This window comes from Alphaproteobacteria bacterium (assembly GCA_016699735.1).
In the GTDB taxonomy this organism is placed as follows: Bacteria; Pseudomonadota; Alphaproteobacteria; order Micavibrionales; family Micavibrionaceae; genus JAGNKE01.
Genome location: CP065008.1, coordinates 2649137 through 2668759 on the forward strand (window position 1 = coordinate 2649137; position 19623 = coordinate 2668759).

Annotated in this window: 17 protein-coding genes and 1 tRNA gene; 8 read left to right on the forward strand and 10 right to left on the reverse strand. The window is 53.7% G+C overall.

The genetic code is table 11. The annotated features are described in order from the left end of the window. Nucleotides 1-65: 65 nt before the first annotated feature. The 4 genes from IPN28_13165 to hemC all read right to left on the reverse strand — a co-directional run bounded on the left by IPN28_13165 (nucleotide 66) and on the right by hemC (nucleotide 5154). Nucleotides 66-1451 (reverse strand): heme biosynthesis protein HemY, encoded by a 1386-nt coding sequence (locus tag IPN28_13165; GenBank protein QQS57170.1) that lies wholly within the window; start codon nucleotides 1449-1451, stop codon nucleotides 66-68. 115 nt (nucleotides 1452-1566) lie between these two features. Beyond that, nucleotides 1567-3294, reverse strand: coding sequence for a hypothetical protein (locus IPN28_13170; protein QQS57171.1), 1728 nt, complete (start codon nucleotides 3292-3294; stop codon nucleotides 1567-1569). Nucleotides 3295-3342: 48 nt separating this feature from the next. Next, nucleotides 3343-4173, reverse strand: coding sequence for a uroporphyrinogen-III synthase (locus IPN28_13175; protein ID QQS57172.1), 831 nt, complete (start codon nucleotides 4171-4173; stop codon nucleotides 3343-3345). Nucleotides 4174-4203: 30 nt separating this feature from the next. Next, nucleotides 4204-5154: a hydroxymethylbilane synthase gene (hemC, locus tag IPN28_13180; protein QQS57173.1), complete on the reverse strand. Its 951-nt coding sequence runs from the start codon at nucleotides 5152-5154 to the stop codon at nucleotides 4204-4206. Nucleotides 5155-5180: 26 nt separating this feature from the next. On the opposite strand from hemC, the gene tsaD reads away from it, so the two are divergent. The 5 genes from tsaD to IPN28_13205 are packed head-to-tail and all read left to right on the forward strand — an operon-like array spanning nucleotide 5181 to nucleotide 9954. Next, nucleotides 5181-6263, forward strand: a complete 1083-nt coding sequence (gene tsaD, locus IPN28_13185; protein QQS57174.1) for a tRNA (adenosine(37)-N6)-threonylcarbamoyltransferase complex transferase subunit TsaD — start codon at nucleotides 5181-5183, stop codon at nucleotides 6261-6263. Between the two features lie 49 nt (nucleotides 6264-6312). Continuing rightward, nucleotides 6313-7302, forward strand: coding sequence for an NAD(P)-dependent glycerol-3-phosphate dehydrogenase (locus tag IPN28_13190; protein QQS57175.1), 990 nt, complete (start codon nucleotides 6313-6315; stop codon nucleotides 7300-7302). A 16-nt stretch (nucleotides 7303-7318) separates the two neighbouring features. After that, nucleotides 7319-7726 (forward strand): EVE domain-containing protein, encoded by a 408-nt coding sequence (locus tag IPN28_13195; protein ID QQS57176.1) that lies wholly within the window; start codon nucleotides 7319-7321, stop codon nucleotides 7724-7726. A gap of 22 nt (nucleotides 7727-7748) precedes the next feature. Then, a complete protein-coding gene (acs, locus tag IPN28_13200; protein QQS57177.1) occupies nucleotides 7749-9680 on the forward strand; it encodes an acetate--CoA ligase in 1932 nt (643 codons plus the stop codon). Nucleotides 9681-9705: 25 nt separating this feature from the next. After that, nucleotides 9706-9954, forward strand: a complete 249-nt coding sequence (locus IPN28_13205) for a CDGSH iron-sulfur domain-containing protein (protein QQS57178.1) — start codon at nucleotides 9706-9708, stop codon at nucleotides 9952-9954. 32 nt (nucleotides 9955-9986) lie between these two features. On the opposite strand, the gene IPN28_13210 is transcribed toward IPN28_13205, so the two are convergent. The 3 genes from IPN28_13210 to IPN28_13220 all read right to left on the reverse strand — a co-directional run bounded on the left by IPN28_13210 (nucleotide 9987) and on the right by IPN28_13220 (nucleotide 11807). Beyond that, the gene (locus IPN28_13210; GenBank protein QQS57179.1) at nucleotides 9987-10514 is read right to left on the reverse strand and encodes a hypothetical protein; all 528 of its coding nucleotides are present in this window, start codon (nucleotides 10512-10514) and stop codon (nucleotides 9987-9989) included. Nucleotides 10515-10620: 106 nt separating this feature from the next. Beyond that, a complete protein-coding gene (locus IPN28_13215) occupies nucleotides 10621-10974 on the reverse strand; it encodes a DUF2312 domain-containing protein (protein ID QQS57180.1) in 354 nt (117 codons plus the stop codon). Nucleotides 10975-11081: 107 nt separating this feature from the next. Then, nucleotides 11082-11807, reverse strand: coding sequence for a DotI/IcmL/TraM family protein (locus IPN28_13220; protein ID QQS57181.1), 726 nt, complete (start codon nucleotides 11805-11807; stop codon nucleotides 11082-11084). A gap of 174 nt (nucleotides 11808-11981) precedes the next feature. On the opposite strand from IPN28_13220, the gene IPN28_13225 reads away from it, so the two are divergent. The 3 genes from IPN28_13225 (at nucleotide 11982) to IPN28_13235 (ending at nucleotide 16265) form a co-directional block, all read left to right on the forward strand. After that, the gene (locus IPN28_13225) at nucleotides 11982-13340 is read left to right on the forward strand and encodes an AarF/ABC1/UbiB kinase family protein (GenBank protein QQS57182.1); all 1359 of its coding nucleotides are present in this window, start codon (nucleotides 11982-11984) and stop codon (nucleotides 13338-13340) included. A 73-nt stretch (nucleotides 13341-13413) separates the two neighbouring features. After that, complete coding sequence (locus tag IPN28_13230) at nucleotides 13414-14778, forward strand: hypothetical protein (GenBank protein QQS57183.1); 1365 nt, start codon at nucleotides 13414-13416, stop codon at nucleotides 14776-14778. Nucleotides 14779-15065: 287 nt separating this feature from the next. Further along, the gene (locus IPN28_13235) at nucleotides 15066-16265 is read left to right on the forward strand and encodes a PQQ-binding-like beta-propeller repeat protein (GenBank protein QQS57184.1); all 1200 of its coding nucleotides are present in this window, start codon (nucleotides 15066-15068) and stop codon (nucleotides 16263-16265) included. Between the two features lie 23 nt (nucleotides 16266-16288). Here IPN28_13235 and IPN28_13240 read toward each other — a convergent pair whose 3' ends face one another. The 3 genes from IPN28_13240 to IPN28_13250 form a co-directional block, all read right to left on the reverse strand. Then, nucleotides 16289-18082 carry a mucoidy inhibitor MuiA family protein gene (locus IPN28_13240; GenBank protein ID QQS57185.1) on the reverse strand — a complete coding sequence of 598 codons (1794 nt, stop codon included), beginning with the start codon at nucleotides 18080-18082 and terminating at the stop codon, nucleotides 16289-16291. 85 nt (nucleotides 18083-18167) lie between these two features. Continuing rightward, nucleotides 18168-19385: a PD-(D/E)XK nuclease family protein gene (locus tag IPN28_13245; GenBank protein QQS57186.1), complete on the reverse strand. Its 1218-nt coding sequence runs from the start codon at nucleotides 19383-19385 to the stop codon at nucleotides 18168-18170. 54 nt (nucleotides 19386-19439) lie between these two features. Next, nucleotides 19440-19515 (reverse strand) — tRNA-Arg (locus IPN28_13250). Nucleotides 19516-19623 lie beyond the last annotated feature (108 nt).

Sequence of the window (19623 nt, forward strand, 5' to 3'; positions counted from 1 at the left end):
TTTGAGAAGCGGAAGCGAAGAAAGACCGTGTTTGCAGGTCTTTAGAAAAGCTGTGGGTTTTGACCCTAGCCGCTGGCCCTGAACTTCGCCGGAGCTTCAAGCAAAGGCTCGTTCGAAACTTTCGAAACCAGACGCAAGGCCGCATCGTGATGGCGGCTTTGCGGCATATCCCAGATAATCGTGTTGAAATATCCCTGATCGGAAACCGGCATCCAGCGGTCATAGACATGGCCCGTCTCTGAACAGATCCAGACCTTCTCCCGCGGCGCATCCGAAGCCTTCTCCAGCCAGATTTTAACCGCCTCGTCATTGCCCGTAGATTTCTCCTCCAGCCGCGCCCAGAGTTTATAGAGCCGGACGCTCGGCCCCACGGCATCGGCCTTCTGGAGATATTTCTTGGCCTCGCCCCACAGCCCTTCCTGAATCAGAACCTCGGCCATGGCCAGAAGCCCCTCCGCGCTTTCAGTATTGAGCAAAAGCAGCCGCTCATACCATTTGACCCGCGCCACAGTATCGCCTTTTTTTGAGGCGGGTGCAGCCCGATCCCACAACGGAACAAGTCCGGGATGCGGCGTAATTTTCCACGCCTCCTCGATCATCCCGATCACGGCACTCTTGTTTCCGCGCTTAAGAAACATCTCGGCAAGGCGCATAACACCGGGAACAAAACGCCGATCACATTTATAAGCCTTCTGGAGATTACGGTAGAGTTCCTTTTCATCACCGCGCGACTGCGCGTCCTCGGCCTCCGCCAGATACATCGCCACCCGGTCGGAATTCGCCTTGTTGACCGCAATTTCTCCGGTTTTTTCAAGACGGAAAAGGGTTTTACGCGCCGACTCCCAATCCCTGTTGCGGATTTCAAGGTGATAAACGATCTTCAGCAGCCACGCCTGCTTGGGATACATGGCAAGCCCCTTGCGCCCCAACTCCAGCGCCCCGGCATAATCTCCGCTATCCATGGCGCTCTGCAAAAGCCCGCGCACCCCCAGAAACGCCGCGTTCTTGTCTTCAAGCAAACTGGCAAAAATCTGTCCGGCCTTCGCCTCCTGCCCGTCAAGACGCGCCGACTGCGCCTCCAGCAGTTTCACCAGCCCGTCTTCATCCTTGAGGAAAGTTCGCGCCCGGTGCGCCTGATAGGACGCGTTTTTGGTGTCGCCCGCCGCAATCGCCGTTAATCCGATAGTCAAAGCACGGTATCCTTTTTCCCGGTCCGCGATGTCCTTATACCGCCTCAGGCTCTTCGGCAGATCGAGCGTCCCCTTGATAACGCTGAACAGCAGATTCGACAGGAACAACAAAACGAACAGCGAAAACAGAAACAGCCCGACATGAAACGTCAGCTTATAAGGCGCCCAGTCGATAACGATGCTGCCCTCTTGCTCCGCAAGCCAGACGGCGATTGCCACGACAACCCCAACCTTGATCAGAAACCAGAGCGCACGAATCATTTGATCTTCTTTCTGCTGCGTAACTCTGCCAGACCGATAAAAATCTCGCCAGTGCCTTTAAGGCCGCCCCCTAGAACATCTAAGTCTGAGCTTGTGGAAAACAAATAAGGAACCGCTATCTAAGCTTTTGCCTGTCTTTGGTCATAATCCACCAGTTCTTGAAATTTTCAACTCCAAGAAGGGAAGGCAGGCTGATCCCAAGTGAATTCTCAAAATCCTGAACGCGGATCGTCGCCTCGGTCTTTTTGATCCAGTCCTGAAGGGGCTCACGCTCCTTCTCCGAGAGCGTCTCAACCACCGCCTTCGCGCCTTTCAGATCACCCTTGGCCATGAGTTTTTTTGCCCTGTTCAGCTTGCTCTGGGTATCGGTTCCGGTTAAAAGCTCCCCGTCCTTTTCGACCTGCAGAAGCGCGTTCAACTGCGCCTGCGCCTGCTCGGCCAGACTGGAATCATCCTCCTTGAGGGAGGTATCCAGAATCTCATCCTCCAGCCCCTCGAACTCCTTGGCCAGGGTGGGCGGCGTGGTCACCCCCTGCTTCGCATCCTCGGCGATACTGTTAAGAGACGTCTGCAATTCGGGACTATCACCCCCGACCATATTCCCCAGAAGGGCAAGCTGGTCGCTGAAGGGCTGCCCATCGCGGCTCAAAGCCTCGCGGATTTGCACGAGGCTGAACATCGCCCCGGCCTTTTTCAGATCCTCCTTGGGAACATCCTTGAAAATCGAGGCCGCAGAGGGGTCGCTCTGGCGGGCTTCCTCGATGGCCTCAGCCCCATCCTTCTGAACCCCCTCCGTTCCGGTACTGAACGCCGACATCAGGGCTTGCGTCGCATTGCTGATATTCTCCCGCCCCTGTTCTTCATCCAGAACCTCGTTGAGAGAATCGATAAAACCTTGGGCAAAAGGGCTCTTCGCGGTCATATCGTTGACGTAAGTGTCAAACTCTTTCACCCGCTCGGGAATGCCCATCACATTCCCCTCCATGATCTCGCCCGGTATTTTCTGCACATCCTTGAGGGACGATTTGACCATCTCCGTAGCCTCAGTCGTCTGCTTCTGTAGGTTGGCCAGCTGCTCCTCCCAGTTCAGGGGAACCAGGGTCTTGACCTCTTCCTGCTCTTTTTTAACCGTCTCAACGCTGCCTTCAAGGCTCCGGACGTTTTGCTCGACACCGGAAATACGTTCGCTGTGCTCACGCAGTTTGGGCCAGAGGTAGGACGCCGACCCCATCGCCACGAGCAGGATGAGGATAATACTGATCAGCGAACTGGTCTGGATGGCGTGTTTTTCCGATTCGGGAACACGGCGGACCTGCGGCGAAGCGGCAGAAGGACGCCCCGCTTGCTGATGAAGCTTCTCCCGCGCAAACGGATCGACAGGTCGAAAGGCCTTTTCCTCTTTGGATTCAACTTTATCTTTGTATGAAAAATCCTCGGGTAATTCATGATCCTCCAATGAAAACAAGCTCTTTTGCTGAGATTCGCCTTCTGCTGTTTCAGGGGAATCCCCCGCCAGTGAATCCCCCTCCAAAGCGCCCTCGTCCTCAGCGCTGGACTCAACCGCCTCAATCGAAAGCTCTTCAGGCTCCGCCGGCAAGGCCGGGGAATGTGAAGTATCCTGAGCCGATGCGCCGGTGATCAGATCGGAGAGATCGATGCCGTTCTGATTCGCCGCCGAGAGGATATCCTGCAGACGATTCTCGGGAATGGCATCCCGCTTTTTCCACCCCTGAACGGTCGTCACGGGAACGCCGATTTTTGACGCCATCGGGCGGATACCGCCGAATCGCTCGATAATCTTTTCGGCATTCTTGATGGACTCGGATTTATTCGGTTCTGTCATAAGTCTTCCCTCTGAAATCTGTTAAGCCCCTACCGGGGGGAAGCAATATCAACGGATAGCCTGTCCGGTCTGTTCCAAAGCCTTAAGGCGCCGCACAACCAGTTCGACCATACCCTCCTGATTGGGAGAATCCGCCACGTACAGGCTGCGCCCCCAGAAGGAGCGTACGGTTTCGAGAACATTATTACTGATACACAAAGCCTCGGGCTTTTTCAAATTCAAAAGTAGATGGTCTTTTTGGGCCTGTTCAAAAAAAAGCCGGGCCGTACGTGCGGAGAAAAAAGCCACCGCATCAAAGTCCTTCTGTAAAAGCAACGCCCTGAGGAACCCTTCCGGCAGAAGTGACGGTTGAGCGGTATAAACTATGACACCGATAACATCGAATAGATCGTTGGGCAGGATTGTGTCAAAATCGGCATGAACGGTGTCACCGCGGACAAAAAGCAGGCGCAGCTTCTTCCCCTTCTCCGGGGAAACGGAAGCCACAAGCCCGAGCAGATAGTTTTTGAGCGCATCGGCGCTTTCCGCAGCAATACGGACATTCTCAAATCCCGCCTCCCTTGCCTTTTGCGCCGTACCCTCTCCGACCACATAAAGCGGTAGGGACAAATATCCCTGCGCCCGATCATTGCCATGACTCAATTCACGAACCTTCCCGGCGAAATGGCGCAGGCCGTTGGTGCTGGTCATAATCACCCCGTCGAACCCCTTGGGCGAGGCCAGACGAAAGGGAACGGGAGCTATATCCATAAGCGGCAGCAGCGTGAATTGATCCGCATGGAAAGCATCGCCCAAGGCGTCCGCCAAAGCCGTAATAAAATCCTGCCCCTGATCGTGTGGCCGGGTGATGAGAAGACGGGGGAAGTATTTGGGGAGCATGGGGGGCAGACCGATATAAATTGGACAAAATCAGCTAAATACACCCGCTGGAGCCTTTTCTCTGAGCTTTTTCCCAAAAGCGTGGCCGATAGTAATCAAATCATTGTAGCTGTTCAGGTGCCCGGTCTCGACCTCGCGGAACATCCCCTGCCCGTTGGGTGCGGCGATCTGGGCACGGATACGCAATTTCAGTCCCTGCAGCTCGGCATGGACGCCGACAGGGGTGTTGCACGACGCGCCCAGAGTGGTCAGGACTGCGCGCTCACACGCCACACAAGCATATGTATTATCGTGATTTATTTGGCCAAGAACGGACACAAGACTGGCGTCCTTTCTCCGGCACTCGACCCCGATCGCCCCCTGCCCGGCAGAGGGCACCATCTCGTGAATCGGGATGTGGGTTTTGATCAGACTCGCCTTGCCCAGACGGTTCAAACCAGCAACGGCAAGGAAGGTCGCATCCACCGTTTTGGAATTCATCTTCTCGATCCGCGTCTCGACATTCCCGCGTAGGGGAACCACTTTAAGGTCGGGTCGCCGCGCCAGCAAAAACGCCTGACGCCGCACGCTGGCCGTACCGACCGTCGAACCCGCAGGCAGGGCGTCGATATTTTGAGCAACATTGGACAAAAACGCATCCCGCGCATCCTCCCGCGGCAACATACAGGGAATCGTCAGCTCAGGCGGAAGCTGGGTATCCAGATCCTTCATCGAATGAACCGCAATGTCAATCTGCCCGCGCAAAAGTGCATCCTGAAGCTCCTTGGCAAACAAGGCCTTGCCGCCCTGCCCCTCGGGCAGCCGGACCTCTCCCTGCTGCGGGTGCCAGTCGCCGGAGGTTTTGATCGGCACGATCTGGGTTTTAATGCCCTGCAAAACCCCGTGCAGACGGAGTTCGAACATCTGCGCCTGTAGCAGCGCCAGCGGCGACCCCCGCGTGCCAATACGGACAGTGACTTTGGTTTGGGATTTGACAGTCATGTGAACGCGCTCTACTTCTGTGTCTTATGATCGTACTGGGCATCGAAACCAGCTGTGACGAAACCGCCGCAGCCATCGTAACAGATAAAAGAGAGATACTCTCGAATATAGTGCTGCGTCAACTCGAAGAACACGCCCTCTATGGCGGCGTCGTCCCCGAAATCGCCGCCCGTACGCATCTCGAACACCTCGACCGCATCGTCCGCATAGCCCTGCAGGAGGCAAAAATTGAAGTGAACGATCTGGACGCCGTCGCCGCCACCTGCGGACCCGGCCTGATCGGGGGTGTACTTGTCGGCATGATGACCGCTAAAGCGATGGCCTCCGCCCTGAAAATCCCTTTCCTCGCCATCAACCATCTCGAAGGCCACGCCCTCACCCCCCGCCTGACAGACAACATTGAATTTCCATATTTGATACTTCTCGTCTCCGGTGGCCACACGCAAATTCTGGTGGCCGAGGATGTCGGGCTGTACCGCCGTTGGGGAACGACCCTCGATGACGCGGCGGGCGAATGTTTCGATAAATCCGCAAAGCTCCTCGGCCTGCCTTGGCCCGGCGGCCCAAGGGTCGAAGAATACGCCGCAAAATGCACGAACGGCGAAAAAGCCCTGCGGCGCTTCCCCCTGCCGCGCCCCATGCAACATCATAAAAGCTGCGACTTCTCTTTTTCCGGCCTGAAATCGGCGGTCAGAGTACACGTCGATTCCCTTTCGTCCGCGCCTTTCTCGGAACAAGACCTCTCAGACCTCTGCTTCTCTCTGCAAACCGCCATAAGCGAGACTCTGGCCAGCCGTTGCCGCCACGCCATGCAACGATTTAAGGACACGTACGGCCAGAAAACCAGCGATCCCGTTCTTGTGGTCGCCGGAGGAGTCTCCGCCAACCGCACCATCCGCTCGACTCTCGAAAATCTCTGCGCGGAACACGGAATGCGCCTTTCCGCCGCGCCGCTCGAACTCTGCACCGACAACGCCGCCATGATCGCCTGGGCGGGGATAGAGCGCCTGCAAAAAGGCCTGACCGACCCGCTCGATTTCAAGGCCCGCCCGCGCTGGCCCCTCGACCCCGCCGCCGAACCGAAGATCGGAGCGGGCGTAAAGGCATAAACCCCCGCAACCCCTTGACCCTCAAGCCCCGCCCCGCCATTGTAGAATCATGAAACAGATCGGCATCATCGGTTCCGGCGCCTGGGGCACGGCCCTCGCACAAGTGATCGCGGCCAAGGGCCAAAACGTAACCCTCTGGGCGCGTCGCGCCGAACTCGCCGCCATCATCAACGACAAACGAGAAAACACCGAAAACCTGCCCGGAATCCCGCTGCATCAAAACATCCGCGCCACCGCAGACCTCAAAGAAGCCGCCTCAGACGCAGAAATTCTTCTCCTCGTCCCGCCCGCGCAATCCCTCAGGGAAATTCTGCAGAACCTGAAGCCGTATGTACAAAAAAACACGGCGCTGGTTTTATCCTCAAAAGGCATCGAACTGAAAACCGGCCTGATGATGAGCGAAGTCGCCCACGAAATCCTTCCCCAAAATCCTCTCTGCATCCTCAGCGGCCCGAATTTTGCCCGCGAAATCGCCGCAGGACAGCCCGCGGCAACGACCCTGGCTTGTTTGGACAATATTTTGGCCAAAAAAATTCAATCCACGATCGGCTCCCCCTACTTCCGCCCCTACATCACGGATGACCTGACAGGCGTACAGATCGCGGGAGCCCTTAAAAACGTCATCGCCATAGCCTGCGGCATCGCGCAAGGTCTGGGCTTCGGCGAAAGCACCCGCGCCAGCCTCGTCACACGCGGCATGGCGGAGATCGTCCGCCTCGGCACGGCGATGGGCGCCCGCACCGAAACCTTTCTCGGCCTCTCCGGCATGGGCGATTTAATGCTCACCTGCTCCTCGACTCAATCGCGCAACTTCTCTCTGGGCGTAGCCCTCGGACAGGGAAAAAATCTCGAAGACATCCAGAAAAAATCGCACGCTGTCACCGAAGGCGTACACACCGCACAGGCCGCCCTGAGCCTCGCCGCCCGCCACAATAGAGAAATGCCCGTTACAAAATCCGTCAATCAATGCCTGAACGAGGGCCGCAAGCTTGACGATGCCCTCAAAGACATGTTGAATCGTCCCTTCGGAAACGAATAAACAACAGGGAAAACTTATGGCCTACTGGCTGATGAAATCGGAACCCTCCACCTGGAGCTGGGAGCAGCAGGTCAGGAAAAAGACCGAATGCTGGAACGGCATCCGCAATCATCAGGCCGCAAATAATATGAAAGCCATGCAACTGGGCGATCTCGCCTTCTTCTATCACTCCACCGAAGAAAAGCGGATCGTCGGCATTATTGAGATCGTCAAACTCTACTACCCCGACCCCACCGATGAAACGGGGCGTTTTGGCATGGTCGATGTCAAGGCCGTCAAGCCGCTTCCCCACCCGGTGACTCTGGCCCAGATCAAAACGCACCCGAAACTGCAGAATATGCCGATCATCAAACAGTCTCGCCTTTCCGTCTCCCCGGTAACGCCGGAGGAATGGAAAACCATCTGCACACTGGGCGGCGTATAGACGGTAGGAAAAGGCTAAAAAAATGTCTCATGAAATCTTCAAACCTTCTGCGGAAACGCTTAAAAACGCGCTGATCTCGCCCGAAAAATATCAGGAAATGTATAAACGCTCCCTCGCCGATCCCGACAGCTTCTGGGGCGAAATGGCGCAGCGTCTGGACTGGTTCAAAGCACCGACAATAATCAAGAACACCAGCTTTAATCCCCCTGTCTCCATCAAATGGTATGAGGATGGGATACTCAACGCCTGCTACAACTGCGTGGACCGCCACCTGCCCGCGAAAGCCAACCAGAACGCCATCATCTGGGAGGGTAACGACCCGGCGGAAGACAAAAAAATCACCTACTCAGAACTCAAGGACGAAGTCTGCAGACTGGCGAACGCCCTCAAAGCCCGCGGCGTGAAAAAGGGCGACCGCGTCACGATCTATATGCCCATGATCCCCCAGGCCGTGTACGCCATGCTCGCCTGCGCCCGCATCGGTGCGATCCATTCCGTGGTCTTCGGCGGCTTCTCGCCCGAATCGCTCAAGGGCCGGATCGAGGATTGCAAATCCGATATCGTCATCACCGCCGACGAGGGAAGACGCGGCAACAAGACCATCCCGCTCAAGGCCAATGTCGATGCAGCCCTCAAATCCCTGCCGCACGTACACACCGTTTTGACCTACAGACTGACGGGCGGAAAGATCGGTTGGGAGGAAAAGCGCGATGTCTGGTGGCATGACCTCGTGGACAAACAAAAACCCGATTGCCCCTGCGAGGAAATGAACGCCGAGGATCCCCTCTTCATCCTCTACACCTCCGGCTCGACCGGAAAGCCCAAGGGCGTTCTCCACACCACAGGCGGCTATCTCGTATTCACCGCCATGACCCATGAAATGGTTTTTGATGTCCACCCCGGCGAGATTTACTGGTGTACCGCCGATGTCGGCTGGGTTACGGGCCACTCCTACATCGTCTATGGCCCCTTGGCCAACGGCGCAACCACGCTGGTCTTCGAGGGCGTCCCCAACTACCCGGACAATTCCCGCCTCTGGCAGGTCGTGGATAAGCACAAGGTGAATATCTTCTACACCGCCCCCACGGCGATTCGCGCCCTGCTCTATCACGGCGATGATCCTGTAAAGAAAACAAGCCGCAAATCCCTGCGCGTCCTCGGCACGGTCGGCGAACCGATCAACCACGAGGCCTGGCTCTGGTATTACAACGTCGTGGGCGACAAACGTTGCCCGATCATCGACACATGGTGGCAGACCGAAACCGGCGGCCACCTACTGACTCCTCTCGTCAGCTTCAATCTCAAGCCCAGCTCAGCAACCAAACCCTTCTTCGGGATTGTGCCTGTACTTGTGGATGCTCAGGGGAAAACTCTGGACGGAGAGGCCGAAGGCGCCCTCTGCATCGCCGATTCATGGCCCGGTCAGATGCGGACCGTCTTCGGCGATTATAAGCGCTTCGAGGAAACCTACTTTTCCACATACCCCGGAATGTACTTCACGGGCGACGGCGCACGGCGGGATAAGGACGGCGATTACTGGATCACCGGCCGCATCGATGACGTCCTGAACGTCTCCGGCCACCGCATGGGCACGGCCGAAATCGAAAGCGCCATCAACGAACACCCAAAGGTCGCGGAAAGCGCCGTGGTCGGCTACCCCCACGACATCAAGGGCCAGGGCATATTCGCCTACGTCATCCTCGTGGAGGGAACACAAGCCGGAGAGGAAATTAAAGCCGAAATCAACGCAACCGTCCGCCGCGTCATCGGCCCCATCGCCTCACCGGACATTATCCTGCTGACCGACGGCCTGCCCAAGACCCGCTCCGGCAAGATCATGCGCCGCATCCTCCGCAAGATCGCCGCCGACGATTACGCCAATCTGGGCGACACCTCCACCCTCGCCGACCCCTCGGTGGTGGACAGCCTGATCGCCAAACGCAAAAACCTCTAAACTCTTAGAAAAAAGGAAGAACCGAATGTCCGAAAAACCCGTCATCGCCGCCCGCGAACCCGCCGTACTGGAGCTACAGGAAGGCAAGAACTACTGGTTCTGTATGTGCGGAAAATCAAAGAAACAGCCCTTCTGCGACGGCTCACATACGGGAACCAGCTTCGAGCCTCTCAAATTCGCCGCCGAAAAAACCGGCAAGGCCTGGCTCTGCCAGTGCAAACACTCCGGCAAAAAACCCTTCTGCGATGGGACGCACGCGAAGCTGGCCGAGTAAAAGAAGACTAAAAGAAAAGGGGCGTAGAAGCCTTACGCTTCAATGTTCTCTTTAAGCCTGCGATAAAACCCAGCCCGCCGCCGGCAAAGCTCAAATACACCCGCCAAAGCAGCCGCCCCGAACATCAGCGCGGCCCAAGCCAGCCCGAACGGCCCCAGAAACATCGAAAGCACAACGACCAGCGGCCCCACGGGAAACAGCGCAAACCCGAACGGGGCAAACCACAGATCCCGCCGCGCCCGCTCATAGCGCTTGCGGACCAGAGTCTTCTGCGCCGCCGGATTTTGTTTTTTTTCAACGAGGTGTTGGGCCAGCTTGCGGACGCTCCAATTCTTTTCCTCCGCACCAGCCGCAAAACAAACCCCGGCCTCAAGTTGCAGCGAATCATAAAAACGGTTCACCTTCCGCAAGCCCGAAAAACTGTTCCGCAGACGCTCAAGGCTGCGCCCGCCATCAGTCAGGAAGTCGAGAAACCGCTCCTCCTCGAACCACTGGTCGGGAACATCGCGGTGTTCCGCGAACACACGCAGCACAAGCTCTCGCGCCTCTTGCTCGGTCATGACATAATTGTACCGGAAGAGACGCCCCTGAGAAATCTCCAAAATCGAAGCGTTAAAACAAAAAACCCGCTGCTTGAGCGGGTTTCTGAATAAGGGATAAAAACTCCTAAACCATCCCGATCGCGGACTTATAAAGCTCCAGCAATTCATCCGATTCCCGGCGCTTTTGCTCATCGACCTTGCGAAGGGAGATAATCTTGCGAATCGTCTTCACATCGAACCCCACACCTTTCGCCTCGGCATAGATCTCCTTGATATCCTCGGCCAAAGCGGCCTTTTCCGCCTCCAGCCGCTCCAGACGGTCGATAAAGGATTGCAACCTCTGCGCTCCGATCCCGGCGACATCGCCCTGCGACACATCATTCTTGTTCGCGACTTTCTTCTTGGTGACGTGCGCGGTTGCGGACTCCTCTTCCTCGAAATCCTCGTCAACGGCGATATTTTTTGCGCTTTCGGCCATAACAACACTCCTGATAAATACAAGCTAAAAGGAACAGAATTCTAAGGACTGTTTAAGAAAAATAGCGAGTGACTTAAAAAAGATTTCAACAAGAAAAACCAAAACCTTTATTTTTTCTTATTTTCAATAATCTTTACATTAAAGGACTCGATCAAAACACTGTGTTCATTAGTTACCCCTTCGGGATACTTGGGAAGATCTTTGGTTTTAACCCGCCCCACCTGAACAGTCACAAACATACTTTGCGTAATCGCATCGCTATCCTGAACAATTTTGTAATCCTTAGCCCCCTTCGTGACATAAGTAACCATCATTCTGACTTTGTACAGCCAACGATAACGCCCTTCGACGTCTCCCTCGTTAAGGATAATAGGAATCTCCTCCGCAAAAGCTTTGATATCATACTGTCCCGTATCAAGGGTTTTTAGAAAATTAGCATCCTGAAGAAATTTTAGATAATCCGCCTTTGCGGTCTTGCTTAAGTTAAGAACCTTAAACTTATATTCTTCTTTGTACTTTGCACTGCTATACGACATAAGATCAGGTAAAGTATCCTCAACCCAATCAGCAATATCAGCGCTGGGACGGTGCCGGATATGAAGTGGGGTGGAATTCTCGCCAAGAACGCCTTCTACGCTAGGAGCAGTAATAACCTGATCGCCGTCGGCAAAAGGCGCTTGCAGAGTCTCAGAGGGATCAGGTCTTTTTTCCTTCAATGATGGAAAAAAAAACTCCAACCAGCTATCGGAATAGGCTGGGGAAGATATGAATAAAAAACATGGCAAAAGCGCAAAGAAATACAGATAAAACCTTCCGGGACGTTTTTTTTTCATAGCACAAAGCACCTGTACCGTTCATATGCACAACCTTGATTTCAACATAATTTAATAAAGCCTGTCTAGTAGGATAAAATCCCTGACAACAGTTAATCAAAAAATTAAGCATAGCACGATTTTAGCAAGAAAAAAGGACTCGACTTTTCCGGCGGAAACCCCAATTTTAGGGCCATGGGCAAACAGGGCGACAATCTGGAAAAGAACACGCTCGGCGGTCGTCTGGCGCGCTACGGGCGCGTTTCCGGCACGATGGCGGGTCTCGCGGCCCGTCTGGCCGGCGAAAAATACCTGGGAATCAAAATTGAGCGCGAAGAACACGCCCAGAAACTGGTGGAATCTCTGGGCAATCTCAAGGGTCCGCTCATGAAGGTAGGCCAGATTTTGGCCACCATCCCCGAAGCCCTGCCTCCGGAATACGCCCAGACCTTCCAGCAGCTCCAGTCCAACGCCCCGCCGATGGGCTGGCTGTTCGTCCGCCGCCGTATGAAGGCCGAACTGGGCCCGGACTGGGAAAAAAAATTCAAATCCTTCGAAAAGGAAGCCGCCGCCGCGGCCAGTCTGGGGCAGGTCCACAAGGCCGTCGCACATGATAGCCGCCTGCTCGCCTGCAAGCTGCAATACCCCGATATGCAATCGGCGATCGACGCCGACTTGAACCAGCTCAGGATAATATTTTCCATATACGAGCGCTATGATAAAGCCATCCAGACAACCCACATCCATCAGGAACTCTCCGACCGCTTGCGGGAGGAACTGGACTACCACCTCGAAGCCCGCCACTGCCGCCTTTATGGTCATATGCTCCGCGATGAGAAAAACGTCCACGTCCCCGAAGTCGTGGAGGAACTCTCAACCGCCCGCCTCCTGACCAGCACCTGGCTGGAGGGTGAAAAAATCCTGAACTTCAAGGACGCAAGCACAAAAACCCGCAACGCCATCGCCCTCAATATGTTCCGCGCCTGGTATGTCCCGCTCTATAATTACGGCGTCATCCACGGCGACCCGCATCTGGGCAATTACACCGTCCGCAAAGACCTCGCGATCAACCTGCTGGATTTCGGCTGCATCCGCGTCTTCCCGACCAAATTCGTCGGCGGCGTCATCAACCTCTATAAAGCCTTGATGACAAACGACAACGACCTCGCCGTCCATGCCTACGAGACTTGGGGCTTCACCGGCCTGACCAAGGACCAGATCGAAACCCTGAACATTTGGGCCAATTTCCTCTACGGTCCGGTGATGGAGGATAAAATCAGGCCCATCGGCGAAGTCTCAAACGGCGTCTATGGCCGCGAAACGGCGGAAATCGTCCATAAAAAACTCCGCGAAGTCGGCGGCGTGAAGGTGCCTCGCGAATTCGTCTTCATGGACCGCGCCGCTCTGGGCCTCGGCTCCGTCTTCCTCCACCTGAAGGCGGAAATCAACTGGTACCGCGTTTTTAACGAGTTGATCGAAGGGTTTGATGAGAAGAAAATGGGCAGCACCCAAAAGGATGCCTTAAAAAAATTTTCTATCCCGGTAAGCGCCTAGAAAAAATTTTCTCAAAAAAATGAGAACTGCGATAATAGAAGACAACAAAGGAAAAATTGAGGAATACACTGTCATGAAAACCAAACTCCTGAATTTTTTATTTCTGGCTATAGCCTTCTTTGCTACGGCAGCTCACGCCTTCTTTGGGTCAAGCGGTCCAAACCCCAATCTGGAAAAAATCAAGGTAATCCGCCAGGAGGTTCTCACGAGCACACAAGAAATATGGAAATCCATTGAGAGCGAAACATCAAAGCTCAGAGCAGTGCACCAGCAAATTGATCAATTCACCCCGGAAAAAATTAATGCCCTGTCGTTAAAACTGATTATGAACGAAATGGAAAAGCGTCAGGTCTGGGCACAAAAATTTGACGAACTGGCAGACTTCTTAAAACACGAATACAATCAAATTCCCCAAAAAGTCTCCTCAGCTACCGACATGGCCCCGGTTTTTCGGGATATGGTTCTAAAACACTACGAGAGCGAATTCGTTGAAACAGCAAAAAAAACAGGATACCTCTACCTGACGAAAGCTAAAACCATTAACAACCTGATATACGATTTCTTTAAAAAACTGGCGGAAACGCGATTTCCCAAGGAACTGGGATCCAGCGCCACACCGGAAAATATAAGCTTAGAAAATTTAAACGCTTTTAAGGGCGCTCTCACACTGGAAATGTGGGAAAACGCTAACGGGGATAAAAAAGAATTTGATGAGTTTGTTTCGCACTTCCATTTTAACCCGGCCGAGGACAGCGTCTACTATCAGGCGGCAACCCAATTATATATGCGTAATCCCGCGCTACAAAAGCAGCTTCAGGATAGCTTTATTGCATCCTTCTTTAGTGATGGACTTTTAAAAGCGGAAACAGACCTGAAATATAAAATTATACCTGTTATGAACACGGAGCTGCCCACAGCTCTGCCCAAAGCCTCTGGACAAGCACTCGAAAAATTCGCCCGGGAAAGTATGGGTGTGCTGAAAGGCTTTTACTCGAGCCCATCGGGTGCGGATACAAAATTTTGCCTTGTTTTCGCAGATGCCAGAGAGTTTGTAGGAATCGACTACAATCAGATTTTGAATCTGTATTTTCACAAGGACACGCCTTGGCAGATCGGCTTTTTTCAGGCCGTAAACGATGTTTTGTTTTCGGCGCAAACCAAACCCGAAACATACAAATCCAAACTCGGCGAAGCCGAAAACTTGCTGCGTTTGGCAAAAAAGGCGGCAGTGTCGTCTGTATCTGAGAACGCCCATTATAAGAAACTATTGGGTAAAAACAAATATAGTCCCCGGCGATTCTGCTTTTTAAGATACACGCTTTTGTCGGAGCTTCTGAAACTCCCAGAGCCCTCAAGAGAAGACGCGCTGAGGATGCTTTACACAAACGAGGCAACTGTAAAACCGATCAGCTCTCCGAGTCCGAAGAAAAAAAAATAACCCATACAAAAATCTGACATTAAGCTTCGATACCGTTACCGTATCACTGAACATTTAAGAGAGAATTCGCTACATAAAACGGTTATGATGGACGAATGAATGCCTCCTTCATTTTGTTGTCTCTGCTCATCCTTTTTGGATTCATTTTAGGATTTTTTGGCCTGACCGCCCATTATCTGCAGATTCCAACTCGAGCAAGGATGCTTGTTATGTCTGTGGCTTGCTTTCTGTTTAGCTTGGGCATCGCTATAAACAGTTTCAAGGACCCTCTGCAAGAAGAAGGCATCTTGACAATTCCTAGATTGGACTTCCCTTTGCCCAGAGAATACGGGACACCCTCTCAATCATTATCCTTGCAGGGACAGAAGAAATTTACAGAGATAAAAAAAATAAGCCTGCCCTCAGCGGCTTCCGCACCGCCCGTCCTCTGGAAGGATCTGCTGATTTTTGGAACCGAAGATTCGGTCGTGCGCGCCCTGTCGCGCACCAGCGGCGAACCGGTCTGGACGCTGCCAATAAAAAACCCTCTATCGGTTTTGGGCCTCAGCGCAGTAGACGGCAAGCTGTTCGCGGGAGAAAAGGAGAACCGCTCAGGTTCGTCAAACTTCTATTGCATCGAGGCCCAAACAGGAAAAGTTCTATGGATGGTCTCTCTTCTGGGCGGAGCCAAAACTAACCCCTCTGCGAATAAAAGTATCGGGTTGCTGCTCATCGGCACCACAACAGGCGCCGCCCTTGCTCTTCATTACGCCTCCGGCGAGAAGCATTGGAAAACCGAATTAGGACCGCTGGTCTCTGAGACGGTGTTTTTTAATAAAAAGGCATTCATTCTTTCAAACAGGTCCGACCTTCCGGGAAAAACGGCGCTAAGAGCCCTTGTAACCTACAACAGCCGTGAATACTGGCATACTTTCCTTGAGGGCGAACCAATGGACCTGATCGCCATCGACGAGAAAACCGATGCACTGCTGATATTGACGATGCAACACAGACCCACCGAAGACGCCGATCCCCAAAAAGCATGGATTCAGATGATGATACACAACGGCAAGATGAGATGGAGAGCCGAAGTCCCGCCGGATACCCTGCCCTCCCTGCTCTATTCCTCCAGGGAAAAGCTAGTGGTATTCACAACGCGGAGCGGCTTCTTGATCGCGCTCAACATTTACGACGGAAAGGAACTCTGGAGAGCCGAGGTCGGCAAGGAAACGCGCAGCGGTCCAAGCCTTTTTTTCCCCTTGAGCAACCCGATAATTGCCGCAGTGTCCCATGATGGGGTTTTCTCGTTACGCAGGGCACACGACGGCAAGGAAATAGCCCGCAGCACATTAGAACCGGGCGCCACAGTCCCCCCGGTCATGAGCGAAGATTCGGCCTATGTGTTGACCCCCGGCCACCTCCATATTTTCGGCGGCCTGATGTCGCTGAAGGATAAACCAAGCCCCACACCGACAAAACCCAACAGCCAACCGGCGAAAAAGAAATAAAATAAGGTCATCGGCTTTTAAAATTAACGCTCCTGCCAGATCAACGACTCTTCCTTCGGCCAGCTCACGGCCCAGCCGAAATTGACGGTCGTCTCCTGCTGCGGCTCCAGGGTGCCGGACCAGCGCGTCGCCCCCTGCACTTGATCGATATCCTTCTCGTAACCCGCTGTGGTCTTATCGTTCAGGATGTCCACGACGACCCGTTCGTCCTTCGACGAAGGAATGACCTCCACCACTTCGTATCGAACCGGATATTTATTAAGGTTCTTGATAACCGTCGAGAAATCCTTCTCCGTCACGCTGGACTTGGCGATCAGTCCTGTTTCTGCCGTCTGGTCCTTGAGCATATTCCTTTTGACCGTCACGCCGTCATCAACCCCGAAAAACACTTTACCTTCCTCACCGGGCCGGATCAGGTCGTGTATGTAGCTTTGGCCGATGAACGCGCCGTCTCGGAAAAGATTCACCGGCCCCGGCAGGATCGGCGTCTCGCCCTTTAGCTTGATTTTAGCCACGATATAAGCCTCGGTGGTGATTTGCGGCTTGATCTGGACGAAAAGATCCGGCTCGGCGCTCACTTCCCCGATGGAAAGCTTGGCCTGCGTCCCGTCTGATTTGACGGTGGCCGGACCGGTCACCTTATATTCACCGACAAAACCGCCGGTATTGATCTGTGAAACCACCGGAGCGGGCGTCACATCCCTCAAAACACGCTCCTCCTGCAGGCGTCTCCATCGGTGTAGAGGGTCTTCACCACCGCCACCTTCTTCCGGCAACTGCAAACGGTCCGTAGGGGTCTCCACTGGGACGGGCATGGTACTGTTGCCCTCCCGGACAGCTTTCTCAAAGGCAGCTTCCTCTGCGTCTTCGACAGCCTCAATGTATGATGGGGAGGCCTCCCCCGCGCCGGGGGCGGGAGGCTTATAAACAGATAACCACACGGAGGTTGTTTCCGGCAGCGCCGCACCCTGTCCCGGCTGCGCCGTGGACAGCGTCAGAGCGATATCCTGCCAGTCTTCGCCGCTATTCTGCCAGACCGACCCGTAATGAATGAAGTCCAGTTTTTTCGATGTCATATCGAGCCGTGCATCATAAATCGGCGCCCAGCCGACATTCGAAACTTGATAGCTGAGAACGACGTTCAGCATCGTCTTTTGATCGGCTTCGAAAGGAACGGTGACCGTATGGCTTTGCTTGTTCCCGCCGCGAACTTGGCGTAAATCCGCATTGATCTTGGCGATTTTATTGTTTGAATCCAGTATTTTTGCTTCTACGGCCAGTCCGGCCTTGAGATTGTCCAGAATCTTGGCAGACAGCCCGTCCGAAGCGGTGACCCAGGTATTATAATTAAGCGCCATCGCATCGGGGTTTTGCCCCTGCCCGAAAAAGACCTGCCGCGCCCATGTTTTAAGAAATTCGTTGGCCTCCGTCAGCGCCGCCTTTTCGGCCTCATAGGCTTTGATCGCGGCCTTTTCCTGCAACAGAAGGTCGCTGAGTTCCTGCACACGCGGAACCGTGAATTCCTCGGACGTATCACGCTTATGCGTAAGAGCGCCGAAAACGACGTTCGCCTCGGAATTTCCGCTGACCCGCAGGGAGTTGGTGAAAAGCCCTATGGGAAGACCCTTGAAGACAAGGTTATGCGCCCCCGCCGGAATTTCGATTTTCGCCGCGCGTGTAACGGTCGCCCGGTCGCTGTAAACCACGGCGGATTTAATCGCGCTTTCCACCGGAAGATCCTCCGCCCTCACAACGCCCGGCGCAAATACCAACGTGACGGCAAAACAAAGCAAACTGCGGCGAACGAAAAAGCTCATGACCACGGCCCCCGATAAAATGGAAATATGATATGAGGCTATAGGATAAAAGCTGACGTAGCAAGGATCCGGGGATGGGGTGTCGTTACTTCTTCAAGGCCGAAAGTGCCTTGTCAAAGACAGGGATGGTCTCCTTGGCGTATTTCTCAATCTGCTTAACGACCTTTTCAAAAGCCTCCTGTGAGTCGTCCTGACCCTCATCACCGTCAATCGGGAAACTTTTGCTCTCGAGTCGCGTATATTTCTCCGTGATCTTTTTCCTTTTGCTCAACGGCACACCGCCTTCAATCAGTGTATTATAGTAAAGCTGCCGAACATCCTGTCTTCCCGGCCCGAGTACAAAGCGCATTCTTAGACGCGCCCTCTTGCGGTCGAGTTCAAATTCAAGGAGCATAAGCCTATTGCTTCTCCAATCCTCGACGCTTTGAAAGTCAGGTAGGCTGTCCCATTCCTCGACAGCGAAGGACATAAGTGTAGCCGAGCTAATGTCGCAAACAACCCGCAAATCTGATGCCTCCGCCATCTTTGCGGCAATTTTCTCTCGTTCTTTATAAAGCTGTCCAAACAGACCACCAACATCGTCTGGCTGATGTTTCATCAGAAATTTAAGCGCTTCACTATGCTGGCTCCAAAGTTTTTCCGCCAGTTCTTCCAAATTTTCGTCTTTCAAATGATGCCTCCGTAACATTGCCAAATAAGCAGAGAGCAGAAGACGCGCATCAGAAGCACCCATCTGCTTCTGAACAACGCCGTCCAGTTCCTGCGCCACCGCATCCAAATTAAGAGTGATCCAGCCTATCCCGTCTTCATCGCTGGCATCGTCGCCATCCTTGGTGAGGAAGATAAAAAGATGCCTCCAACCATTTGCTTCAGGCCATTGCTCCTTAACAACTTCGCGGTAGCGTCGCAACTGACCGCTATGCTCCCCGGAGTCGATCTTCAGTTCAATAGCCACGATAAGCTTTATCTCGTTAACGATTGCAAGCAAATCTATGCGATGCCATTCCCGGCGTATCTGCGCTTTCTCAAAATCCATGAGGTGGACATCAAGAGGTGTGATGCCGCCTTCGGCTACGCCCCCCTGCACACGAGCGACTGCACGCATCAACGCACGTAGGCACTCAGAGCCAAATCCATGCGGCCTATAAGGATCAAGGCAGTATGCAAGGAAATGTCCATGCCGAACCTCTTGCCGTACCATTCCCACAGCCTCAAATGGACAGAATACGTCAAGGGATTTCTCGATAGCCTCGAAATCAGGATTGGCAATCAGCAACTTTTCCAACAAAGCTTCTTCAATCACCACTGCTTCCCCACACAAAGTTTTTTGGAGAAATAAAATTTGTATTATAATAACTGGCGCGCTCGGCAGGATTCGAACCTGCGACCTTTGCCTCCGGAGGGCAACGCTCTATCCACTGAGCTACGAGCGCACATGGCGTTTTTATAAGGGAAAACCCCCCGAAAAACCAGAACAATATAAGCCAGAACAATATAAGGAAGTGTGTACGCTCAATCGCAGGTTTTTGCGCCGAAAATGA

Bases quoted from the DNA above. Each gene is read 5' to 3' on its own strand.
- hemC (QQS57173.1), bottom strand. From the start codon at position 5,154: ATGACTGTCAAATCCCAAACCAAAGTCACTGTCCGTATTGGCACGCGG.
- IPN28_13210 (QQS57179.1), bottom strand. From the start codon at position 10,514: ATGACCGAGCAAGAGGCGCGAGAGCTTGTGCTGCGTGTGTTCGCGGAA.
- acs (QQS57177.1), top strand. From the start codon at position 7,749: ATGTCTCATGAAATCTTCAAACCTTCTGCGGAAACGCTTAAAAACGCG.
- IPN28_13190 (QQS57175.1), top strand. From the start codon at position 6,313: ATGAAACAGATCGGCATCATCGGTTCCGGCGCCTGGGGCACGGCCCTC.
- IPN28_13215 (QQS57180.1), bottom strand. From the start codon at position 10,974: ATGGCCGAAAGCGCAAAAAATATCGCCGTTGACGAGGATTTCGAGGAA.
- IPN28_13205 (QQS57178.1), top strand. From the start codon at position 9,706: ATGTCCGAAAAACCCGTCATCGCCGCCCGCGAACCCGCCGTACTGGAG.
- IPN28_13220 (QQS57181.1), bottom strand. From the start codon at position 11,807: ATGAAAAAAAAACGTCCCGGAAGGTTTTATCTGTATTTCTTTGCGCTT.
- IPN28_13230 (QQS57183.1), top strand. From the start codon at position 13,414: ATGAAAACCAAACTCCTGAATTTTTTATTTCTGGCTATAGCCTTCTTT.
- IPN28_13240 (QQS57185.1), bottom strand. From the start codon at position 18,082: ATGAGCTTTTTCGTTCGCCGCAGTTTGCTTTGTTTTGCCGTCACGTTG.
- IPN28_13195 (QQS57176.1), top strand. From the start codon at position 7,319: ATGGCCTACTGGCTGATGAAATCGGAACCCTCCACCTGGAGCTGGGAG.
- IPN28_13165 (QQS57170.1), bottom strand. From the start codon at position 1,451: ATGATTCGTGCGCTCTGGTTTCTGATCAAGGTTGGGGTTGTCGTGGCA.
- tsaD (QQS57174.1), top strand. From the start codon at position 5,181: ATGATCGTACTGGGCATCGAAACCAGCTGTGACGAAACCGCCGCAGCC.
- IPN28_13170 (QQS57171.1), bottom strand. From the start codon at position 3,294: ATGACAGAACCGAATAAATCCGAGTCCATCAAGAATGCCGAAAAGATT.
- IPN28_13175 (QQS57172.1), bottom strand. From the start codon at position 4,173: ATGCTCCCCAAATACTTCCCCCGTCTTCTCATCACCCGGCCACACGAT.
- IPN28_13225 (QQS57182.1), top strand. From the start codon at position 11,982: ATGGGCAAACAGGGCGACAATCTGGAAAAGAACACGCTCGGCGGTCGT.